Consider the following 14,918-nt stretch of genomic DNA (forward strand, 5'->3'; position numbering starts at 1 on the left):
TCACTTAAGTACGCTCGGCCCATTTCAGCGGATGGATGGCCGCGCTTTGCTCGCAATGACGCGGTTTTAGCACAGTCAACCACCTGCGCACAATACAAAACTATTCCGTGAGCAGCGGCACGGGCTGGCGGATTTCCTTGGGCTTGTGCTTGTAGAAGTACAGAATCAGGATGGGCAGCAGCGTCAGCTCGGCGACTACGCCGAAGAGCAGGGTGAGGCCGATGAGCAGGCCCACGTAGAACGTGCCGTCGAAGGAGGAGAAGATGAGCGTGCTGAAGCCGCCGACCAGAATCAGGGACGTGACGATAACCGCTTTGCCGGCCATCAGGTAGGTTTTGCGCACGGCTTTAAACAGGCTCCGCTCGTGGAGCAAGGTCAGCTTGAGCTTGCTGATAAAGTGAATCGTGTCGTCGACGGCAATACCGAAGGCAATGGTGAAAATGATGCTGGTGCTCACCTTCATACTCACGCCCGCCAGGCCCATCACGCCGGCCACAATCAGAATCGGCACCAGGTTGGGAATGAGCACCACGATGGTCATGCGCAGGCTGCGGAAGAGGAAGAGCACGATGAGCGTGACCATCACGATGTCGATGCTCATGCCCGTAATCATGTTCAGGGTCAGATTTTCGTTGTTTTTGTCGATGAGGTTGGCCGAGCCGGTCAGCCGCGTCGTCAGCACGTTGGGGTCGGTGCGCTGCTGCAAAAACTGCCGTAGCCCGTCGTTCAGCGCATCGGCCCGGATGCTGCCCACGTCGGGCATGCGGCCGGTGAGGCGGCCAGCGGAGGCATCGGGCAGCACCAGGGCCCGGAACTCGGCCTTCTTGCGAAACAGCTTCACCCGACGCACCAGCTGGCTAAGCTCAGCCTCGGAATCGGGGAGGCGGTATTCCTCCAGCAGCCCGCCGTTCAGGGCCTTACGCACCGATTTGATGATGGTAACGGGCGAGGCCACGAAGTTCAGGCCATAGGATTTTTGTAGATACAACTCAATTTCCTCGGTTTCGCGCAGCACCTGCAAATCGTACATGCTCCGGCCGCCGGCCGGCTGCAGGGCCAGTTCGAAGGGCCGCACGCCGGCGAAGTTCTTTTCGAAAAACACGAAATCCAGCTTCACCGGGTCGTTTTTCGACAGATCATCGAGCAACGACGAGTTGATGCGGATGCGCGAGGCCGAGGCCACCGAGCCAATCAGAATAAGGGCTGAAAGGCCCACCACCAGCCGCCGGTGGGCCAGCACCGTGCGAAACATGCGGCCCAAAACCCCGTCCCAGCTGTGGCCCTCGGCCTTCGGGATGCGCAGCTGGGGCTTGGGCAGGAGCATGAGCATGGCCGGCAGCAGCGTAAACGACAGCGCGAAGGTGAGCAGCACGGCAATGCCGGTGAAGAGCCCGAAGTTGTAAATCGGCCGGATGGTGCTGGTCATCAGCGTGAAAAAGCCGATGCTGGTCGTCAGGGCCGACAAGCCCGAGCCGAAGCCCGATTCCTTGAGCGTGATGAGCAGGGCCGCCTTTTTGCCCGTGCCGTAGCCCAACTCGGTGCTGTAGCGCGTGATGATGTGGATGGTATCGGACATGCCCACCACGAAGAGCATAATGGGCAGCAAAGCCGTCATCAAATCGATGCTGACCCCGCAGGCACTCATCAGCCCTAGGCCCCACAAAATGGCCCCCAGCACTACCACCAGCGGCAGCACCACGCCCCACCACGTCCGGAACGTGAACCAGAGCAGCACCGTGACCAGCACCACCGACAAGCTCATAAACACGACCAGCTCCCACTGCAGCCGATCCACGAACACCGACTGGGCCACCATCTTGCCGGCCATGTGGTACTCGTTTTCGGCAATGCCCTGCCGGGCCAGCTCGGTGCGCACGGCCGCCAGCAGCGAGTCGCCGGGCGGCTTGCTCAGGTTGGGCGCGGTCTGAAACAGGATGGTCACGGCCCGGGCGTCGCGGGCTATGAGGTTGCCCACCATCCCCGGCGTGCGGTAGAGCAGCGTCGAGTCCTGGGCGCGCCTTGCGGGCTCCTGCGGGTGCAGATACGGCACGTTGAACACCCCGAAGCCTTCCACGACGGGGTTGGTGGCGTTGGTGAGCGAGGTGACCTGCACCACGTAGCGGCGCTGCTGGATAAAGCGCGTCAGCGAATCGACCTTGGTCAGAAACCGGGGCTCAAACACCGAGTGGCCGGCCGGCGCTTCCAGGCCCAGCAGCACGTAGTCGTTGTCGTTGCCGTAGCGGGCCGAATACTGCTGGTAGTAGTCGAGGTCCGGGTCGCCGGCGGGGTAGAAGTCGTTGAAATTGTAGTTGAAGCGCAGCTGGGCCACGAAATACAGGCTCACGGCCGAAACTAGGGCCAGGGCGAGCAGGGTGAGGTAACTGAGTTTGCGAAGCGGCATTCGGGGAGCTAGGGCCACTGCGGGCGGGCCGCGGCGGCATCAGGAAAAAGCTGCCTCCGCCGGCGTCGAACTTTGCCGCCGCTTTTGTACTTTAGAGGCACCGGGAAGCCAACCAAGCCCCGCCGCGTTTTGTTTCCTCACTTCTTAGATATCTGTCCCATGAAAAACGTCCTGCTCGCCCTCACCCTGCTGGCCTTCGCCGGCACCGCCTCCGCCCACGATGGCAAAGACGAAAAGAAAGGCAAGAAAGCCTCGAAATCGTGCTCGATGGCCGAGAAAGGCACGGCCAGCTGCTGCATGAAGAAAGGCGCGAAAACCGCCTCGGTAAAGCCCGCTGAAACTACCCCGGCCGCCGCGACGCCCGTGAGCAAGTCGCTGTAGACAAGCTGTAAAAAAATATAATCTGAGTAAAAAAGCCGCCCCACGGGCGGCTTTTTTACTGTCTTTTCAAGTAAATGATGCGTACGATACAGTTGACTTTCTTTCTGATTCTGCTATTGCTTGCAAACCAGCCAGGCGCCCACGCGCAGGAGCAACAATGGCAAAAAGTCAAGCTCAACGGGTCAACAACGGTTGCGTTTCCGGAGCCTGCTGAGAAAAAGGAAGTGCAGGGGCAGCAGACGTACAACGTCAGAAGTGGGAACAACACGTACATAGTAACGGCGCAGAAGGATGCCTTTGACTCTGACCCCGAATTGGCAGACCAGCAGAAATTCTATGATAGTGTGCTAGAAGGAGCCATGAGCCAGTTGGCGGATGCGCAGCTGGTGGCAAAGCGGCCATTCGAGAAGAATGGCTTTGTTGGTCTAGAAGCGCAGTTCAACACCGCACTTCAGACGGATATTCCCCAAACGCTGTTTATGCGTATTATTCTGGTGGATGGCACTCTGTTTATTCAAAATTTTGTCACGAGTGTAAACGTTGACCAAGCAGCAGTGGCAGACCAGGACCGTTTTTTCAACTCCTTTCAGACCAGTGCTCGAAAAACGGCCTATGCCGAGCCCGGAACGCATGGGCCAGCTTATGCAATAGGGAAATTAATGGGCCGCTTGGTTGTTTATGGGGGGCTGCTGGCACTTGTTATCTTCCTGATTCGACGATTCTCCAAGTCTAAAAAAGAAGCTAAAGTATAGCGTCAGCTATTTTGCAAGCTCATTACTGCTCATCACCACGAATTACGGTATGGTTACTTCCCGGCAAAAATCAAGGTTGATAACGGGCCTCGTGGTGCTGTTCGGCCTGGCTACGGCCTATTGCTTTCTGGCCGCGCTGGATGTACTGGTTAGCCTGAAATACGAAACGGATGGCCCGAACGAGTGCATTTCCACGATTACCGGCCACGATTTATGCCTGCGGCTGACAATCTATAAAGTAGCGGCCCCGGTCTGCCTTTTCCTGGCCCTGGCGCTGGCCGTGGCCAAAGACGCGCTGCTGGGAAAAGCTGAAAAGTAGCAATCCAAGTTTCTTGAGCAATGCCTATTTAAAAAGCCACCGTTACGGGTGGCTTTTTGTGTTATAGTCTGGAATAGAAGATTACATTTAGAGAATGCAAAATCCTCTTACCCAATTACAAAACGTCTATGGATCTTATTGATCAGCTTACCAATCTGGCGTCAAGGGCGCAAAAGCAAATTTCTCACATCCAGACGGAGGAGGCTACGAAAAACGCGCTGGTTATGCCGTTTATCAATGCCCTTGGCTACAACGTGTTCGACCCCACGGAAGTAGTGCCGGAATTTGTCTCGGATATCGGCACCAAGAAAGGGGAGAAGATTGATTATGCCATTGTGCGGGATGGAAAACCGATTATTCTGATTGAGTGTAAGCACGTGGGCGGCGACCTGAATATCAACCATGCCAGTCAGCTGTTTCGCTACTTTCACGTGACCGAAGCCCGGATTGCTATTCTGACCAACGGTATTAGCTACAAGCTGTTTACCGACCTGGAGCAGCCGAACAAGATGGATGAGCGGCCCTTCATGGAATTTGATTTATTCAATTTCCACGAGAACGATGTGGCGGAAATCAAGAAGCTCAGCAAGCTCACGTTTAACATCGATGATATGCTGTTTGCGGCCTACAACCTGAAATACATGCGGGCCTTCAAAAAGTATTTCGACGAACAATTCGCCCATCCCTCGTCGGATTTTATCCATTTCGTATCGAAGCAGATTTATGATGGCATGTTGACCCCAAAGCTGAAAGAGCAGTTCAGCATTCTGGTACATCGGTCGTTTCAACAGTTTCTAAACGATAAAATAGCCATGCGCCTGCGGTCGGCAATGGTTGATACGAGCGGACAAGGACCATTGGTAAATGATTTACCGCCAATGCCAGTCACCGAGCCCACCGTTGGTCTGGACGCAGACACAAAGGACAAAGACATCGAAACGACCGTAGAGGAAACGGAAGGCTTTATGATTGTGCGGGCAATTCTGCGTAAAACTGTCGCCGTCAACCGCGTCATAATGCGGGATGTACAATCGTACTGCGGAATTCTGTTGGATGACAATAACCGCAAGCCCATCTGCCGACTCCATTTCAACGGCAGCAAAAAGTACATTACCCTGTTTGATGTCGAAGGTGGCGAAAGAGTTGACATCACCTCGTTGGATGATCTGTACGGCTTCGCTCCCCGAATAAGAGCCGCCGTGCAGCGCCACGAAACTAAAACGGTAGAAGCACCGGCTGCTTAAGTTTCGTGCAAATCTGGGACAGAAAAGGCCGCCTATACAGGCGGCTTTTTCGTTGTTATTTCGTTTGCCACTCTGAGCATTATGTAAATTGAACGGCGAAAGCACGGTTTCTCTGCCGTGGACAAAGCTGCCCGAACTGCAAAACCCAGTGCCTTTCGTCTGGCTCCCCCTCTCTTTTTCGGAGAGGGGGCCGGGGGGTGAGGCGCCCACCAGAACGAACCCCCATGCGCACCATCAGCTTCCTTCTGCTTAGTTTCCTGCTGCCACTTGCTGCCGAGGCCCAGCGCCCCACGCCCCGGCCGCCCGACCCCAAAGTGGCCCAGAAGCTGCTGCAACTGGAGCGGCGCTGGAACGAGGCCATCGTGCGCCGCGACACGGCCTTTATCAGCGGCCTGCTCGCCCCCGATTTCCTCTACATTGCCGCCGACGGCAGCGTGAATGACCGCAAAACCATGCTGCTGGCCGTTGCCAACCCCAACTCGGTTGTCAATCCGTTCCAGAGCGAGGACGTGCGGGTGCGGCAATACGGCAAGGACACGGCCATTCTCACCGGCTGGTTTCTACAAACCGGCACCTGGCTGGGCCAGCCCTTCGCCGTGCGCCTGCGCTACTCCGACGTGTACGTGCGGGTGAAGGGCCGCTGGCAGGCCGTGCAGGCCCAGGCCGCCGTGCTGCCCGCGCCGCGCAAATCCTGACGCGTTTCCGGCCAGGTTCGTACTTTCGCGCCATGCAGCAGTATCTCGACCTCGTTAGCCACATTCTCGACCACGGCACCCAGAAAACCGACCGCACCGGCACCGGCACGCTCAGCATTTTCGGCCACCAGATGCGCTTCGATCTGCAGCAGGGCTTCCCGCTGGTGACCACCAAGAAAATCCACCTCAAAAGCATCATCCACGAGCTGCTGTGGTTTTTGCAGGGCGACACCAACATTCAGTACCTCAAGGAAAACGGCGTGCGCATCTGGGACGAGTGGGCCGACGAAAACGGCGACCTAGGGCCCGTCTACGGCAAGCAGTGGCGCAACTGGCCCCGCCCCGACGGCTCCCACATCGACCAGATTGCCGAAGTCGTGCGCCAACTCACCACCTCGCCTGACTCGCGCCGTATCCTTGTGTCAGCCTGGAATGTGGCCGAGCTGGACCAGATGCACCTGATGCCCTGCCACGCCCTGTTTCAGTTCTACGTGGCCGATGGCAAGCTTAGCTGCCAGCTCTACCAGCGCTCCGCCGACGTCTTTCTGGGCGTGCCCTTCAATATTGCCAGCTACGCCCTGCTCACGCTCATGATGGCCCAGGTAACCGGCCTGCAGCCCGGCGAGTTTATCTGGACCGGCGGTGATACGCACCTGTATTCCAACCACCTCGAGCAGGCTCGTCTGCAGCTCACCCGCGAGCCGCGTCCCTTGCCCCAGATGCGCCTCAACCCCGAGGTAAAAGACATCTTCAGCTTCCACTACGAGGACTTCCAGCTGGAAAACTACGACCCGCACCCCGCCATAAAAGCCCCGGTAGCGGTGTAGCTCATGCTGGAATTCCTGGCGGAAATGGTGGGTGAAGCCCTGGTAAACGCACTATTGGGCATGCTGGGCTGGCTCGTGAAAATGATTTTCTACGGCCCGTTGCTCGCCCTGGGGCTGGTGTGTCTGTGGTGGGCGGGGCGCTTGCAGGCTGGTTTTAAGCAGGTGTGGCAGCGGCACCCGCTGGCCGTTATCCATCAAGCTGGCTGGCAGGCCACAGTGCTGTTCATGCAATACGCCACGGCCGTAGTGCTGGTGCTTCCATTGCTGGCCCTGGCCGTCTGGCTTTTCACGCGCTACGCACTGTAGCAAGCGCAGTCTGTCTTTTAGTCAATCGGACGTTGTATTTATATTTTTGGATTTATTCATTCCAGTGCTTCCGTTTGAAAAAATAAATTTCCAGGATACTGGCTGTGTTATTGACGCTATGACCTGATTTCAATGAATTTCAACTGCCGACATATCAAGTTTTTGTGGTCTTAACTTGATAGATTTAGCAAATTTCTAAGGCAAGGGGAATTTTATAGGGTAGTTTACGTTTTAATAAAATTCAATTGTATTCATAAAATCCAAAAGGCTGTAGATTGCGTATGCATTGCGTTATTCCGCCTCCCAATTATCCTTGCCTACCACCCTCGTGTCCGCCCTCGAATTACCCCTGCTGCCCCGCAAGCACCGCGCCTGGATTGCGCTTTATGCCCTGGAGGACTGTGAGCAGAACCGAGCGGCAATCCTGCGCGTCAACGACGTGACGGAAGCCGACCTCGCCGAGTTTGAGGAAAGCTGGCTGCGGCTGCGGTGCCGCAGCCTGTCGCCCAACCGCTAACCGGCCTGCTCCCAGGCCAGTAGCGCCGCCAGCAACGGATGCTCGGTGGCAAATTGCGCCGCGCCCAGTTGCAACACCGGGCGCACGGCTGCTACATTGGCCGTAAATACGGCTTCGGCCCCCAAAATATCTTCCGCCCCAAATAGTCCTTCTTGGCAAGGTACCTCATGCTGCCGGGCCACGCGCAGCAAATGCGCCCGCCGCACGCCCGCCACGCACCCCGTAGCCAGCGCTGGGGTAAATAAAACGTCGTTTTTCAGCCAAAAAACCGCAGCTGCTCCGGCTTCCGCTACGTGGCCGGCTCCGTTGCACAGAATGATTTCGTCCAAGCCACGCTGCTGCCGTTCGTGGGCGGCCCGCACGTAAAGCCACGCCTGTGGCCCCTTGCAAAAGCTCAGGGGCGAATAAATAGCCTGAGTTTCGCGGGCAAAATCGGCTTTTTGAATCGGTGAGTCGTCGGCTACCAACTGCTCGGCGGTGGCCACCCACTCGGTCGAGCCGGTAGTGGGCGTATAGCGGCCCCCGCCGGCCCGCCAGACCTGCACCCGGAGGCGGGCAACGGGTAGCTCATTGGCCGCTGCCAGCCGCGCCAAGGTAGCCTGCAGCGCCTCGGCCGAGGCCAGCACCCCGGGTAGCTCCAGATACAGCCCGGCGGCGGCCTGCTGCATGCGGGCGGCGTGGTGGGCGGCGTAGCGCAGGCGGCCATCGGCAAAGACCAGCGTTTCAAAAAAACCGTCGCCGAAGCCCAGGCCACGGTTGGGCAGAGGCAGGGCGGCCGTGGGCAGTAGGTGGTTGTTGAGCAGGAGCACGAGTTGCAAGGTAGGGCCAGAGTATATTTTGTGGTGTAACATACTAACCCAATGGGTGCAGTTGGCCATACACCTGATTGGATAATTGGGTCGGGAATCCTACTGCCAGCTAGGCCAGTATCAGCTACACCAGCACGAACTTCTTGCCCGGCAGCGCCTTCACCACGCCCCGAAACTCCAGGCCCAGCAGCAGGGTAGCCACTTTGTTCACCGGCAGCTGGGTTTTCCAGCTCAGGTTGTCCATCTGCTCTTCCTTGCTGGCCAGCAGCACTTCCAGTAGCAGAAACTCCTCAGCCGTGAAGTCGGCCGGATCGTAGGTGGGCGTGGGCCGGAACTTGCCGCTCTGGTGCAGGGCCGCGTCCCAGTTGAGAAGCTGCTCCAGGTCGGCGGGCTCCCCGTACAGCGCGGCTTTGTTGGCTTTAATCAGGTTGTTACAGCCTTCGGAGGCCAACGAGCCCAGGTTGCCGGGAATGGCCAACACGTCCCGGTCGTAGCCCAGGGCAATTTCGGCCGTTATCAGCGCCCCGCCTTTTTTGGCCGCTTCCACCACCACCGTACCGTCCGACAAGCCGGCAATAATCCGGTTGCGCATCGGGAAGTTGTAGCGGTCGGGCGGGGTGCCGAAGGCAAACTCGGTGAGCAGCCCGCCCTGGGTCAGCATCTTCTCGGCCGTTTTGCGGTGGGCGTGGGGATAAATGACGTCCAGACCAGTCGCCATGACGCCCACCGTCTCCAGCCCTTCCTGCAACGCGGCGCGGTGGGCGGCAATGTCGATGCCGTAGGCCAGCCCGCTCACTACCAACGGGCGGTGCGCCACCAGACCCTGCACCAGCCGCTCGGTCTGGTCGCGGCCGTAGTCGGTGGCCTGGCGGGTGCCCACGATGGCCAGAGTTTTGTCCTGGTTCAGGTCGGCCGTGCCTTGGTAGTAAAGCAAGGTAGGCGCGTCGGGAATAAGTTTCAGGCGGCGCGGGTAGGTTTTGCTGGTATAGAAGAGTAGCTGCACCCCGTCCTTTTCGGCCTTGCGCAGCGAATCTTCGGCCTTTTTCAGCGCGAGGCCCCGCTCAGCGCCCGTGAGGGTGGCCACGGTGGTCGGGCCCACGCCCGGAATCTTGCGCAGCTTGCCCGGGGGCAGCATCAGCACGTTTTTGGCCGAGCCCCCGTAGCTCATCAGCTGCCGCGTAAGCTGCGGTCCGATACCGGGGAAGAGAGTAAGGGCAACTTCGTGGAAGAGTAATTCGTCGGTAGAAATAGACATTGCTTGATAATAATGAGGTTACATAAAGCCTAAAGGGATATTCCGTAATTGTGCTGCCAGATTCCAGCTTGCTGGCCTGAACTTAGGCATCTCAAACGTAGCTCCTGTTGCCAGCCAGTTTTTGCGGTATGCTGCAGCTGCTTCCGGTAAGCAGTCTTCGTAGCCATGCTGCACACCACAGCAAGGACAATATTCAAAAGAAGGCAGGTCACCGTTATGTCCGTAGGGCTCATCGTTGTCTTCAAAGCCGCAGACCCGGCAAAATCGAGTGTTGATAGTCATAATTTATAGAGTTAAGAATTATTATATCTGTCATCCTGAGCTTGCGAAGGGCCTGCCTCCGATAAGTAACAAGCTTCATTCAACGTGAAAAAGCCTCGACTCTGTTTACAGTAAAGAGCTTTATCACATTGATAAAACGGCAGTGGGGTAGGTGAGGCAGGTCCTTTGCAAGCTCAGGATGAGAGGAGAAAAATGGGTAGCACTTACCCCTGCGCCTTGTTTATGGCCTCGATTTCCTTTTTCATATTCACCAGAAACCCGCGCACCTTCTCCAGGCTCTGAATCACGTCGATTTTCTCCTTGAGCTGGGGGCCTTTCTGCTTGAGCATATCCCGCGCGCCGGGAATGGTGTAGCCGCGCTCCTTGACCAGGTGGTAGATGGTGCGGAAAATATCCACGTCCTGGGGCGTGTAGAGGCGGTTGCCCTTCTTGCTTTTGCGCGGGCGCAGCTCCTCAAACTCGGTTTCCCAGAAGCGGATCAGCGACGGGGCCACGTTGAACTGGGCCGCCACCTCGCCGATGGTGAAGTATTGCTTCTCGATTTCACGGTCTTTGTAGGGCATGGGAATTGGTATTCAGGGCAAATAGAGCGTCATGTCGGGCAGCGCGAGACATCTCGCGTGCCATGCTAATTAGTTTGCTATGGCAACGTCAGCCCGCGAGATTCCTCGGCAAGCTCGGAATGACGGACGCCAGATCAATCATGACGGCAAAAACAGCGCAAATCAGGTGGCAAAGAACTGACCGTTTCGCTTTCCCGCGCAGGTCGGTTACATTTGCCGGCAGCTTTGCAATTAATTCTAATTGCGAAAAGTAGCCAAAATCCCGGCCGCTGCCAATTCCGGCGGGCCGGCTTCCTTTTAGAACCTTACGATTCGCGAAGTTAACCTTCGCGCTACCGCCATGTCACTTCCCACCGCCAGCCACGTCCGCCAGCAGTTTCTCGATTTCTTCGCTTCCAAAGGCCACCACATTGTGCCCTCGGCCCCCATTGTGGTGAAGGACGACCCCACGCTGCTGTTCATCAACTCGGGCATGGCCCCGTTCAAGGATTACTTCCTGGGCAACAAGCCCGCGCCCTACAAGCGCATTGCCGATACCCAGAAGTGCCTGCGCGTGAGCGGCAAGCACAACGACTTGGAAGAAGTAGGTTACGACACCTACCACCACACCATGTTCGAGATGCTCGGTAACTGGAGCTTTGGTGACTACTTTAAAAAGGACGCCATTGCCTGGGCCTGGGAGCTGCTCACCGACGTGTTTAAGCTCGAAAAGGACCGCCTCTACGTCACCTATTTCGAGGGCGACCATAAGGACGGCACCGCCGCCGATACCGAAACCCAGGATTTGTGGCGCCAATACACCACCGACGACCGGATTCTGCCCGGTAACAAGAAGGACAACTTCTGGGAAATGGGCGACACCGGCCCCTGTGGCCCCTGCACCGAAATTCACATCGACCTGCGCTCCGAAGAAGAGCGGGCCGCTAAGCCCGGTCGGGAATTGGTGAATGCCGACCACCCACAGGTGGTCGAAATCTGGAACAACGTGTTCATGGAGTTCCAGCGCCTGGCCGATAAGTCCCTCATCAAGCTGCCCGAGCAGAGCGTGGACACCGGCATGGGCTTCGAGCGGCTGATGATGGCCGTGTCGGGCGTGAAGTCGAACTACGACACCGACGTTTTCCAGCCGCTCATCCAGTTCATTGCCGCTGAGGCAGGTATCCAGTACCACGGCACGGCCCCGGCCACCGTGAACGACCAGCCGGCCACCGAGAATGAGAAGACCGACATTGCCATTCGCGTCATTGCCGACCATATTCGCACGATTTCCTTCGCCATTTCTGACGGGCAGCTGCCCTCCAACGTGAAGGCCGGCTACGTGATTCGGCGGATTCTGCGCCGGGCCGTGCGCTACGCCTTTTCGTCGCTGGGCTTCAAGCAGCCATTTCTCTACAAGCTCGTGCCGGTGCTGGCCGACCAGATGGCCGGCATTTTCCCCGAGCTCAAGCAGCAAACGGCTTTCGTGCAGCGCGTGGTGGAAGAGGAGGAAATTGCCTTCCTCAAAACCCTCGAAAACGGCCTGCGCCGCCTCGACGCCCTGGAGGAAACCGCCCGGCAGAACGGCAACCGCATCGACGGCAAAACCGCCTTTGAATTGTCCGATACCTTCGGCTTTCCGCTCGACCTGACGGCCCTAATTGCCCGCGAAAAGGGCCTGACCGTGGATGAGGAAGGCTTCAAAAAGGAGCTGGAGCAGCAGAAGAGCCGCAGCCGCAACGCCCAGGAAACCGAGCAGAGTGACTGGACCGTGGTGCTAGAATCCGAGGAGCAGCCGGCCTTCGTGGGCTATGACCTCGACGAGGCCCCGGCCAAGATTCTGCGCTACCGCAAAACCACCGCAAAGGGCAAAACCGAGTACCAGGTCGTGCTCGACCAGACCCCGTTCTACGCCGAGTCGGGCGGGCAGATCGGCGACACAGGCTACCTGGTTTCGCCGCTTTCGAAGGTGCGCGTCATTGACACCAAGAAGGAAAACGACCTGATTGTGCACACCGTGCTGGATTTGCCCCAGGACCTGGACGCCGACTTCTCCGCCAAAATCGACCATGCCCGCCGGGAGCTGATCCGCAAAAACCACACGGCCACGCACTTGCTGCAAGCGGCGTTGCGCGAGGTGATTGGCAGCCACGTCCAGCAGAAAGGCTCGTTGGTGAACGAGAAGCTCCTGCGCTTCGACTTTTCCCACTTTACCAAAGTGACGGACGAGCAGCTGCGCGAGATTGAGCGCCTCGTCAACCAGCGCATCCGTCAGCAGATTCCCCTCGATGAGCGCCGCAACGTGCCCATTGCCGAGGCCAAAAACCTGGGCGCTATGGCTTTGTTCGGCGAGAAGTACGGCGAGTTCGTGCGCGTCATTACCTTCGACAAAGACTACTCTGTGGAGCTCTGCGGCGGCACTCACGTGCGGGGTACCGGCGAAATCGGCTTCTTCAAAATCACCTCCGAAAGCGCCGTGGGTGCCGGCGTGCGCCGCATCGAGGCCGTGACCGGCGAAACCGCCGAAGCCTATGTGGATCAGCAGCTCGACCTGCTGGCCCAGGTGCGCGAGGCCCTCGGCAACCCTCAGCATTTGCTGCCCGGCATTCAGAAGCAGACCGAGGAAATTGCCGCCCTGCGCAAGCAGCTAGAGCAGTTTGAGCAGCAAAGCCTGAGCCAGCAGAAAGACCAGCTGGCGGCCCGGGTCAAGCCGCTTGGCGGTGTCAACTTCCTGGCCGCCCAGGTGCAGGTAAGCAGCGCCGACGGCCTGAAAACCCTGGCCTACCAGCTGCGCCAGACTGTAGATAATCTGGTGTTGGTGCTCGGCGCCGACATTGAGGGCAAGCCCCAGCTGGCCGTGATGCTCGACGACGAACTGGCCAAAGCCGGCAAGCTCAACGCCTCCACGCTGGTGCGGGAGTTGGCCAAGGAAATCCAGGGCGGCGGCGGCGGACAGCCGTTCTTCGCTACGGCCGGCGGCAAAAACGCGGCTGGTCTGGCCGCGGCCATCAGCAAGGCCGAAGCCCTGGTGAGCCAGCAATTGGCCTAGCCCGGCGCCGGCTGACGGTAGGGTCAGTGGGTACGAAAAATCATCAGCCCCTCGCGCGCGGTACTCCGCGGCGAGGGGCTGACTTGTGTAGGGGCTAGCGCATAGCGGCCCACTATGCGGCTACCGCTACTGAGCTGGCGCTTCCAGGCTACCAGGCGTGTTAGTTGAGTTAGTTGAACTGCTGGCGCGCAGTAGCGGGGCCACCCGGGTGCCCAGTAGCTCGATGGAGCGCATGATGCGGGCGTGGGGCAGCGTGGCCACGTCCTGCTGAAACGTGACGCGGGAAATGCCACCCAGAGCCTCGCCGTGGCGCAGAATTTTGGCGGCTACTTCCTCGGGGCTGCCTACCAGCAGCGCGCCCAGCGGGCCGGCCTGGGCATCAAAGTGGGCCCTGGTGACGGGCGCGCCACCCCGCTCCCGGGCCCGGCTGCTGAAGGTGCGGGCGTAGCCCGGGAAAAATTCCTCCCGGGCCTGCTCCGTGGTTTCGGCCACGTAGCCCAGCGAGTGGAGGCCCACTTTGAGCTGCTCGGGCGTGTGCCCGGCCCGGCGGCCGGCTTCTCGGTACAGGTCAACCAAGGGGCGGAACCGGTGGGTGTCGCCGCCGATAATGGCTACCATCAGCGGCAGGCCCAGCGTGCCGGCCCGTGCGAAGGACTGCGGGGTGCCGCCCACACCCAGCCAGATGGGCAGCTGGGCCTGCACGGGGCGCGGGTACACGCCCTGGCCCGTCAGGGCGGGGCGGAACTTGCCCGACCACCGCACGCGCTCCTGCTCGCGCACCGTGAGCAGCAAATCCAGCTTTTCGGCGAACAGAGCGTCGTAATCGTCGAGGTCGAAGCCGAACAGGGGGAAGGCCTCGATGGAGGAGCCGCGGCCCACGACCATTTCGGCCCGGCCCTGCGAAATCAAATCCAGCGTGGCGTACTCCTGAAATACCCGGACCGGGTCGGCGGCGCTGAGCACGGTCACGGCGCTGGTCAGGCGGATGCGCTGGGTGCGGGCCGCCGCTGCGGCCAGGATAACGGCGGGGGCTGAATCCAGGTACTCGGGCCGGTGGTGTTCGCCCATGCCAAATACGTCGAGGCCAACCTGGTCGGCCCACTGAATCCGGTCGAGCAGTTGCCCCATGGCCTCTACACCGCTGGGCGTTTTGCCCGTGCCGTTGTCGAGCAGGGCCGCCGCGAAACTATCAATACCAATTTCCATACTTGAAGAGTAGTTGAAGAATGAAGCTGAGCCTCGTCTAATACTTCATCCGAGGCACGATTATGAAAGGTAGGATACAATGTATGTATATACATTGTTTTCAGATGTTTTCTTGTTGTTAATTATTGGCCAGTGGTTTAACTATTTGATATATAGGGTATTTGGTTGTTGGCCTTGGTCACTCGACAAGGACGCACCCGATGAATTCTGCCCGCTTATCATTCCATTTTCCATCCTCTAGGCGCCCCCTACGCGTACTTTACAACTCTGAGCAACTAACCAAGCTCCGCAGCTTATGCCTGGCCTGCGGTGCAGCACGGGGAGCCGAGTACATTA

At 58.6% G+C, this 14,918-nt stretch carries 15 protein-coding genes; 9 read left to right on the plus strand and 6 right to left on the minus strand.

Annotated elements, in window-relative coordinates; genetic code table 11:
• Positions 1–100 precede the first annotated feature (100 nt).
• Entirely contained in the window at positions 101–2,401 is a 2,301-nt protein-coding gene (locus LGH74_RS21355) for an efflux RND transporter permease subunit (protein ID WP_226179562.1), read from the minus strand.
• A 159-nt stretch (positions 2,402–2,560) separates the two neighbouring features.
• Between LGH74_RS21355 and LGH74_RS21360 the strand changes: the two genes are divergently transcribed.
• The 8 genes from LGH74_RS21360 (at position 2,561) to LGH74_RS21395 (ending at position 7,442) form a co-directional block, all read left to right on the plus strand.
• Entirely contained in the window at positions 2,561–2,782 is a 222-nt protein-coding gene (locus tag LGH74_RS21360; protein WP_226179564.1) for a hypothetical protein, read from the plus strand.
• Between the two features lie 74 nt (positions 2,783–2,856).
• On the plus strand, positions 2,857–3,534 hold the full coding sequence (locus LGH74_RS21365; RefSeq protein WP_226179566.1) for a hypothetical protein: 678 nt from the start codon (positions 2,857–2,859) through the stop codon (positions 3,532–3,534).
• A gap of 49 nt (positions 3,535–3,583) precedes the next feature.
• On the plus strand, positions 3,584–3,853 hold the full coding sequence (locus LGH74_RS21370) for a hypothetical protein (RefSeq protein WP_226179568.1): 270 nt from the start codon (positions 3,584–3,586) through the stop codon (positions 3,851–3,853).
• A gap of 128 nt (positions 3,854–3,981) precedes the next feature.
• Positions 3,982–5,097 (plus strand): type I restriction endonuclease, encoded by a 1,116-nt coding sequence (locus tag LGH74_RS21375; RefSeq protein ID WP_226179570.1) that lies wholly within the window; start codon positions 3,982–3,984, stop codon positions 5,095–5,097.
• 224 nt (positions 5,098–5,321) lie between these two features.
• Positions 5,322–5,792 (plus strand): nuclear transport factor 2 family protein, encoded by a 471-nt coding sequence (locus LGH74_RS21380; protein WP_226179572.1) that lies wholly within the window; start codon positions 5,322–5,324, stop codon positions 5,790–5,792.
• 32 nt (positions 5,793–5,824) lie between these two features.
• The gene (locus LGH74_RS21385) at positions 5,825–6,619 is read left to right on the plus strand and encodes a thymidylate synthase (protein WP_226179574.1); all 795 of its coding nucleotides are present in this window, start codon (positions 5,825–5,827) and stop codon (positions 6,617–6,619) included.
• A 3-nt stretch (positions 6,620–6,622) separates the two neighbouring features.
• The gene (locus LGH74_RS21390) at positions 6,623–6,925 is read left to right on the plus strand and encodes a hypothetical protein (protein WP_226179576.1); all 303 of its coding nucleotides are present in this window, start codon (positions 6,623–6,625) and stop codon (positions 6,923–6,925) included.
• A gap of 313 nt (positions 6,926–7,238) precedes the next feature.
• A complete protein-coding gene (locus LGH74_RS21395) occupies positions 7,239–7,442 on the plus strand; it encodes a hypothetical protein (RefSeq protein WP_226179578.1) in 204 nt (67 codons plus the stop codon).
• Here LGH74_RS21395 and LGH74_RS21400 read toward each other — a convergent pair.
• The 4 genes from LGH74_RS21400 to LGH74_RS21415 all read right to left on the minus strand — a co-directional run bounded on the left by LGH74_RS21400 (position 7,439) and on the right by LGH74_RS21415 (position 10,351).
• A complete protein-coding gene (locus tag LGH74_RS21400) occupies positions 7,439–8,251 on the minus strand; it encodes an aminotransferase class IV (protein ID WP_226179615.1) in 813 nt (270 codons plus the stop codon). The two genes, LGH74_RS21395 and LGH74_RS21400, sit on opposite strands and share 4 nt — an antisense overlap.
• 124 nt (positions 8,252–8,375) lie before the next feature.
• Positions 8,376–9,506, minus strand: coding sequence for a DNA-processing protein DprA (dprA, locus tag LGH74_RS21405; RefSeq protein WP_226179580.1), 1,131 nt, complete (start codon positions 9,504–9,506; stop codon positions 8,376–8,378).
• An 18-nt stretch (positions 9,507–9,524) separates the two neighbouring features.
• Positions 9,525–9,788: a hypothetical protein gene (locus tag LGH74_RS21410; protein WP_226179581.1), complete on the minus strand. Its 264-nt coding sequence runs from the start codon at positions 9,786–9,788 to the stop codon at positions 9,525–9,527.
• A 203-nt stretch (positions 9,789–9,991) separates the two neighbouring features.
• Entirely contained in the window at positions 9,992–10,351 is a 360-nt protein-coding gene (locus tag LGH74_RS21415; RefSeq protein ID WP_226179583.1) for a MerR family transcriptional regulator, read from the minus strand.
• Between the two features lie 340 nt (positions 10,352–10,691).
• Here LGH74_RS21415 and alaS point away from each other — a divergent pair, with 340 nt between their 5' ends.
• Positions 10,692–13,376: an alanine--tRNA ligase gene (gene alaS / locus LGH74_RS21420; RefSeq protein ID WP_226179585.1), complete on the plus strand. Its 2,685-nt coding sequence runs from the start codon at positions 10,692–10,694 to the stop codon at positions 13,374–13,376.
• A gap of 126 nt (positions 13,377–13,502) precedes the next feature.
• Here alaS and LGH74_RS21425 read toward each other — a convergent pair whose 3' ends face one another.
• Complete coding sequence (locus tag LGH74_RS21425) at positions 13,503–14,582, minus strand: LLM class flavin-dependent oxidoreductase (RefSeq protein ID WP_226179587.1); 1,080 nt, start codon at positions 14,580–14,582, stop codon at positions 13,503–13,505.
• Positions 14,583–14,918: the final 336 nt, after the last annotated feature.

Source organism: Hymenobacter lucidus, from assembly GCF_020447265.1.
In the GTDB taxonomy this organism is placed as follows: Bacteria; Bacteroidota; Bacteroidia; order Cytophagales; family Hymenobacteraceae; genus Hymenobacter; species Hymenobacter lucidus.

What these genes read in the sequence shown, in the direction of transcription:
- LGH74_RS21355 (WP_226179562.1), bottom strand. Translation starts at nt 2,401, where the DNA reads ATGCCGCTTCGCAAACTCAGTTACCTCACCCTGCTCGCCCTGGCCCTA.
- LGH74_RS21360 (WP_226179564.1), top strand. Translation starts at nt 2,561, where the DNA reads ATGAAAAACGTCCTGCTCGCCCTCACCCTGCTGGCCTTCGCCGGCACC.
- LGH74_RS21365 (WP_226179566.1), top strand. Translation starts at nt 2,857, where the DNA reads ATGATGCGTACGATACAGTTGACTTTCTTTCTGATTCTGCTATTGCTT.
- LGH74_RS21370 (WP_226179568.1), top strand. Translation starts at nt 3,584, where the DNA reads ATGGTTACTTCCCGGCAAAAATCAAGGTTGATAACGGGCCTCGTGGTG.
- LGH74_RS21375 (WP_226179570.1), top strand. Translation starts at nt 3,982, where the DNA reads ATGGATCTTATTGATCAGCTTACCAATCTGGCGTCAAGGGCGCAAAAG.
- LGH74_RS21380 (WP_226179572.1), top strand. Translation starts at nt 5,322, where the DNA reads ATGCGCACCATCAGCTTCCTTCTGCTTAGTTTCCTGCTGCCACTTGCT.
- LGH74_RS21385 (WP_226179574.1), top strand. Translation starts at nt 5,825, where the DNA reads ATGCAGCAGTATCTCGACCTCGTTAGCCACATTCTCGACCACGGCACC.
- LGH74_RS21390 (WP_226179576.1), top strand. Translation starts at nt 6,623, where the DNA reads ATGCTGGAATTCCTGGCGGAAATGGTGGGTGAAGCCCTGGTAAACGCA.
- dprA (WP_226179580.1), bottom strand. Translation starts at nt 9,506, where the DNA reads ATGTCTATTTCTACCGACGAATTACTCTTCCACGAAGTTGCCCTTACT.
- LGH74_RS21410 (WP_226179581.1), bottom strand. Translation starts at nt 9,788, where the DNA reads ATGACTATCAACACTCGATTTTGCCGGGTCTGCGGCTTTGAAGACAAC.
- LGH74_RS21415 (WP_226179583.1), bottom strand. Translation starts at nt 10,351, where the DNA reads ATGCCCTACAAAGACCGTGAAATCGAGAAGCAATACTTCACCATCGGC.
- alaS (WP_226179585.1), top strand. Translation starts at nt 10,692, where the DNA reads ATGTCACTTCCCACCGCCAGCCACGTCCGCCAGCAGTTTCTCGATTTC.
- LGH74_RS21425 (WP_226179587.1), bottom strand. Translation starts at nt 14,582, where the DNA reads ATGGAAATTGGTATTGATAGTTTCGCGGCGGCCCTGCTCGACAACGGC.